At 72.4% G+C, this 5322-nt stretch carries 4 protein-coding genes; 3 read left to right on the top strand and 1 reads right to left on the bottom strand.

All coding sequences use genetic code 11. From position 1 onward, the window contains the following. The first annotated feature begins 43 nt into the window (after positions 1-43). Together polA and AOK11_RS39750 are read left to right on the top strand one after the other, a co-directional pair. Entirely contained in the window at positions 44-2770 is a 2727-nt protein-coding gene (gene polA, locus AOK11_RS12905; RefSeq protein ID WP_055593828.1) for a DNA polymerase I, read from the top strand. 184 nt (positions 2771-2954) lie between these two features. Next, on the top strand, positions 2955-3401 hold the full coding sequence (locus tag AOK11_RS39750) for a hypothetical protein (RefSeq protein WP_079034809.1): 447 nt from the start codon (positions 2955-2957) through the stop codon (positions 3399-3401). On the opposite strand, the gene AOK11_RS12900 is transcribed toward AOK11_RS39750, so the two are convergent. Continuing rightward, positions 3319-4179 carry a DUF4184 family protein gene (locus AOK11_RS12900; protein ID WP_055593827.1) on the bottom strand — a complete coding sequence of 287 codons (861 nt, stop codon included), beginning with the start codon at positions 4177-4179 and terminating at the stop codon, positions 3319-3321. The two genes, AOK11_RS39750 and AOK11_RS12900, sit on opposite strands and share 83 nt — an antisense overlap. 328 nt (positions 4180-4507) lie before the next feature. Between AOK11_RS12900 and AOK11_RS12895 the strand changes: the two genes are divergently transcribed. Beyond that, positions 4508-5322 (top strand): lytic transglycosylase domain-containing protein (locus AOK11_RS12895; RefSeq protein ID WP_157869349.1); only part of this gene is annotated, 815 nt, incomplete at its 3' end.

Raw genomic sequence — 5322 nt, 5'->3', positions numbered from 1 at the left:
GGGGCGGGGCCGAGTGTCGGTGGCGCGTGGCAGGATCGGGGACGTGGCAGAGACAGCAGCGAAGAAGACCGACCAGACCTCCGGCGAGGCCCGACCGCGACTGATGCTCATGGACGGGCATTCGCTGGCCTACCGCGCGTTCTTCGCGCTGCCCGTGGAGAACTTCACCACCGCGACGGGCCAGCCGACGAACGCGATCTACGGCTTCGCGTCGATGCTCGCGAACACGCTGCGTGACGAGGCGCCCACGCACTTCGCGGTGGCCTTCGACGTCTCCCGCAAGACCTGGCGCTCGGCGGAGTTCCCCGAGTACAAGGCGAACCGCTCCAAGACCCCGGACGAGTTCAAGGGCCAGGTCGAGCTGATCGGTGAGCTGCTCGACGCGATGAACACCCCGCGCTTCGCCGTCGACGGGTTCGAGGCCGACGACGTCATCGCCACGCTCGCCACCCGCGCCGAGGCCGAGGGCTTCGACGTGCTGATCGTCACCGGCGACCGGGACTCCTTCCAGCTGGTCTCCGAACGCACCACGGTGCTGTATCCGACCAAGGGCGTCTCCGAGCTGACCCGGTTCACCCCCGAGAAGGTGGTCGAGAAGTACGGGCTGACGCCCGCGCAGTACCCCGACTTCGCGGCGCTGCGCGGCGACCCCTCCGACAATCTGCCCGGCATTCCCGGGGTCGGTGAGAAGACGGCCGCGAAGTGGATCAACCAGTTCGGTTCCTTCGCACAGCTCGTCGAGCGGGTCGACGAGGTCAAGGGCAAGGCCGGGCAGAATCTGCGCGACCACCTGGAATCGGTCAAGCTCAACCGCCGCCTCACCGAGATGGAGCGGCAGGTCGAGCTGGCCAAGGGCGTCACCGACCTGGAGCGGACCGCCTACGACCGCAAGGCCGTCGCGATGATCCTGGACACCCTGGAGATCAGGAACCCGTCCCTGCGCGAGCGGCTCTTCGCCGTCGACCCCGGAGCGCAGGAGGCCGAGACCACCCCGGTCGTCGCGGAGGGCGTGGAACTGGACGGGACGGTCCTGGGCGCGGGTGAGCTGGCCGGCTGGCTCGCCGAGCACGCCGTCGGGCCCCTCGGCGTCGCCACCGTCGACACCTGGGCGCTGGGGACCGGCTCGGTCGCCGAGATCGCCCTCGCCGCGGCCGCCGGACCGGCCGCCTGGTTCGACCCGGCCGAGCTGGACGAGGGCGACGAACGGGCGTTCGCCGCCTGGCTCTCCGACGCGGACCGGCCCAAGGTGTTCCACAACGCCAAGAGCGCCATGCGGGTCTTCGCCGAGCACGGCTGGAGCGTCGAGGGCGTCTCCATGGACACGGCCCTCGCCGCCTATCTGGTCAAGCCGGGCCGCCGCTCCTTCGCCCTGGACGCGCTGTCCCTGGAGTACCTGCACCGCGAACTGGCGCCCGCCGCCGCGGCCGACGGCCAGCTGGCCTTCGGCGCGGACGACGACGCCGAGGCCGAGGCGCTGATGGTGCAGGCCCGTGCGGTGCTCGACCTGGGCGAGGCCTTCGAGGGCCGCCTGACGGAGGTGGGCGCCGCGGATCTGCTGCGGGACATGGAACTGCCGACGTCCATCCTGCTGGCCCGCATGGAACGGCACGGCATCGCGGCGGACCGGGCCCACCTGGAGTCCATGGAGCAGATGTTCGCGGGCGCCGTGCAGCAGGCCGTGAAGGAGGCGCACGCGGCGGCGGGACACGAGTTCAACCTGGGCTCGCCCAAGCAGCTCCAGGAGGTCCTCTTCGGTGAACTCGGCCTGCCGAAGACGAAGAAGACCAAGACCGGGTACACGACCGACGCCGACGCCCTGGCCTGGCTGGCCGGCCGGACCGACAACGAGCTTCCGGTGATCATGCTCCGGCACCGTGAGCAGGCGAAGCTGCGCGTCACCGTCGAGGGCCTGATCAAGACGATCGCCGCCGACGGCCGTATCCACACCACGTTCAACCAGACGGTCGCCGCCACCGGCCGCCTGTCGTCGACCGACCCGAACCTGCAGAACATCCCGGTCCGGACCGACGAGGGACGCGCGATCCGCCGGGGCTTCGTCGTCGGCGAGGGCTTCGAATCCCTCCTCACCGCCGACTACAGCCAGATCGAACTGCGGGTGATGGCCCATCTCTCCGAGGACGCCGGCCTCATCGAGGCGTTCACCTCCGGTGAGGACCTGCACACCACGGCCGCCGCGCAGGTGTTCGCGGTCGAGCGGTCCGCGGTGGACGCGGAGATGCGCCGCAAGATCAAGGCGATGTCGTACGGCCTCGCGTACGGGCTGTCCGCCTTCGGGCTCTCGCAGCAGCTGAACATCGAGGCGGCCGAGGCCCGCGCCCTGATGGACGCGTACTTCGAGCGGTTCGGCGGAGTACGGGACTATCTGCGCCGAGTCGTCGACGAGGCTCGGGCGACGGGCTACACGGCGACCCTCTTCGGCCGCCGGCGCTACCTGCCCGACCTCAACAGCGACAACCGTCAGCGCCGCGAGGCGGCCGAGCGCATGGCGCTGAACGCGCCGATCCAGGGCACGGCGGCGGACATCGTCAAGATCGCCATGCTGAACGTGGACCGCGCGCTGCGCGAGGCGGACCTCGAGTCCCGCCTCCTCCTCCAGGTCCACGACGAAATCGTCCTGGAGATCGCCCCCGGTGAGCGTCCGGCCGCCGAGGAACTGATCCGCCGGGAGATGGCCGACGCGGTCCGGCTCAGCGTCCCCCTGGGAGTCTCGGTCGGCGCGGGCCCGGACTGGGAGTCGGCGGCACACTGACGGCGCCGGGCACGGCCGAGACCGGCGGGCGGCGGACGGGCGGGGGTGGAAGGGCGTCCGGCGGGCGCCTGCCTTCCGCCCCCGCCCGTCTCCCCCTTGCGGGCGCCCGCGCCCGCAAGGGCGCTTCACTCGCGTGGACCAGGCGGGCAAGCCGTCGAGTGGACCGGGCGTCAGGATGCGGGGCATGGGCATACGCATGCTTCACCGCAGAGCGGCATTCCCGAGGGCCGCCGCCGACGGACCCACCCCCGAGGCGCTGTCGCCGGTTCCGGTCTTCGCGGCCGGCGCGAGTACCGCCCGCACCCCCGTACCCCTTGCCATCGCGCTGCGCCGTGCCGCCGCGGACCTCGGCCGCCGCATCACCGACGGTCCCCGGCACCCGGGCTGTGACGAAGAGGCCGGACTGCCGGGCTTCGGCGTCGGCGATCCGCCCGCGTGGCGGCTGTGGGCCGAGTGGGCCCGCGGCTGTCTGACGCTCGCCCTCACCCTGCTGCCCCGGCCCCGCCCGGTCCGTACCGTCACCGTGTTCGTGGCGGCCGGCGAGACCCTCAGCGTGCGGCCGTACGGCTCGGCAGCCGCGTATCCGCCTCCTCGGGGTCCGCAGTGGCCGGGGCCGGACGCCACGCCCTGACCGCCACGGCGTACACCGGCAGTGCGAGGACGAGCCCGGCGCCCGCCCCGAAACACACCGTGGGGATCAGCTCCCAGGGTTTCGCGGTCGCACCCCAGTAGTCCCACCAGCGCGAGGCCCGCTGCACGGCCCCCGCCAGCGCGCAGCCGCCGAGCAGCGCGGCGGCCGCCCACCGGTCGGCCGGGGACAGCGCCGGGACCCCCGCCGGCCCCGGGCCGGGCGTCGCCCGGCGCAGCGCCCGCGCCAGGAACACGGCGATCACCACCGCGGCCACCGCCGACCCGCCGTACTGCAGGTACCAGTACAGCGGTGAGCCCGCGATCTCCTGTCCCAGGACGGGGAAGACCCGCATCCCCCACCGGTCGAGGTGCGTGAACTCGTCCCAGACCACGTGCGTCAGCGCACCGAGGACGGCCGAGACGTACCAGCGCGCCGCCAAGGCGGCGCGCACGCGCGCGCGGGGCGTGCCGCAGCGCAGCAGGGCGGCCGGCCGGCCCTGCCGGGACCGCGGCAGCAGGGCGACGAGCGGTTCGCGGACCAGGAGCCACAGGCCCACCAACGCCCAGGCGATGCCCGCATCGATGGTGAGAACGCCCGGGAACGAGTGCGTGAAGTCCCCGAACTCCATCGCCCCGGACAGGAAACTGGCCGCGTAGTAGGTCAGGTCCGGAGCGAGACTGCCCGCCACGAGTACGGCCGGCACCAGCGGTCCCCGGCCGGTCCCGTCGGTGCGTACGGCGGGCAGGACCGCCACCGCATGGCTCAGCGTGAAAGGCAACCCGGCTCCTTGGGAGGGTAGTTGACCCGGCCCGTCGGCCCGGGTGCTCGGCGGACCCCAGTATGCGCGACCCGGCCGTCCTCGACCGGGGAGGGAACGGCTGTGGCCGACCGGTGAAGACCGGGCGTGAACGGGTGTCCGGGCAAAGGATGGTGCCGTAGGGTCGCGAGAGCTGCCGTGCCCGGTGCGACCAACGGGGCCGACTGCATGGCCACGACGGATCGTTACAAAGGGTCAGTACAACCGATGGCTGCGGCTGATCGTCACCACAGGCGACCGTGACAGACATTGACGGATGCTCCGGCGTCCACGGGGAGGGGTTCACTCTATGGCGGCGCATTTCGGCAGGAGGCTGCGCAAGGGAGCGGCAACCACCGCCGTGGCGGCGGCCGCGGTGGCGGCCCTGTCCGCGTCCCAGGCTCCGGGCGTGACGATCGACGGCCAGGACGGCCGGACCCCCTCGGGCGCCGCCTCGGAGCCCGAGGAGAGCACCGGCGACCCCGGCGCGACCGGCAACTCGCCGTACTACACGGACCTGCCGCCGCTGAACAGCCCCAACCCCTCGCCGTCCGCGAGCTCCGACCCGGTCACGCGGGGCGCCGCCGAGGCGGGCATACCCGCGACCGTCCTCGACGCCTACAAGAAGGCCGAAGCCGCGCTGCGCGAGTCCAAGCCCGGCTGCCGCCTGCCCTGGCAACTGCTCGCCGCCATCGGCAAGGTGGAGTCCGGCCAGGCCCGCGGCGGACGCGTCGACGCCGACGGCACCACGACCTCCCCGATCATCGGCCCGCAGCTCGACGGCAACGGCTTCGCGCTCATCAAGGACACCGACGACGGCAGGTACGACGGCAACAGCGCCTACGACAACGCCGTCGGCCCCATGCAGTTCATCCCGTCCACCTGGGCGTGGGCCGGCCGCGACGGCAACGACGACGGCCTCGAGGACCCCAACAACATCTACGACGCCGCGCTGGCGGCCGGCCACTACCTGTGCCGCTTCGACTGGAACCTGTCCGACCGGACGGACCTCCGCAAGGCGATCCTCAGCTACAACAACTCGACGGAGTACCTGAACACCGTCCTGTCGTGGCTGGAGTACTACCGCAAGGGCACGCACGAGGTCCCGGACGGCACCGGCACCCT

The sequence above is a fragment of the Streptomyces hirsutus genome, assembly GCF_001418415.1.
GTDB classification, from domain to species: Bacteria; Actinomycetota; Actinomycetes; order Streptomycetales; family Streptomycetaceae; genus Streptomyces; species Streptomyces hirsutus.
This window is presented reverse-complemented; position numbering and strand designations above follow the sequence as displayed.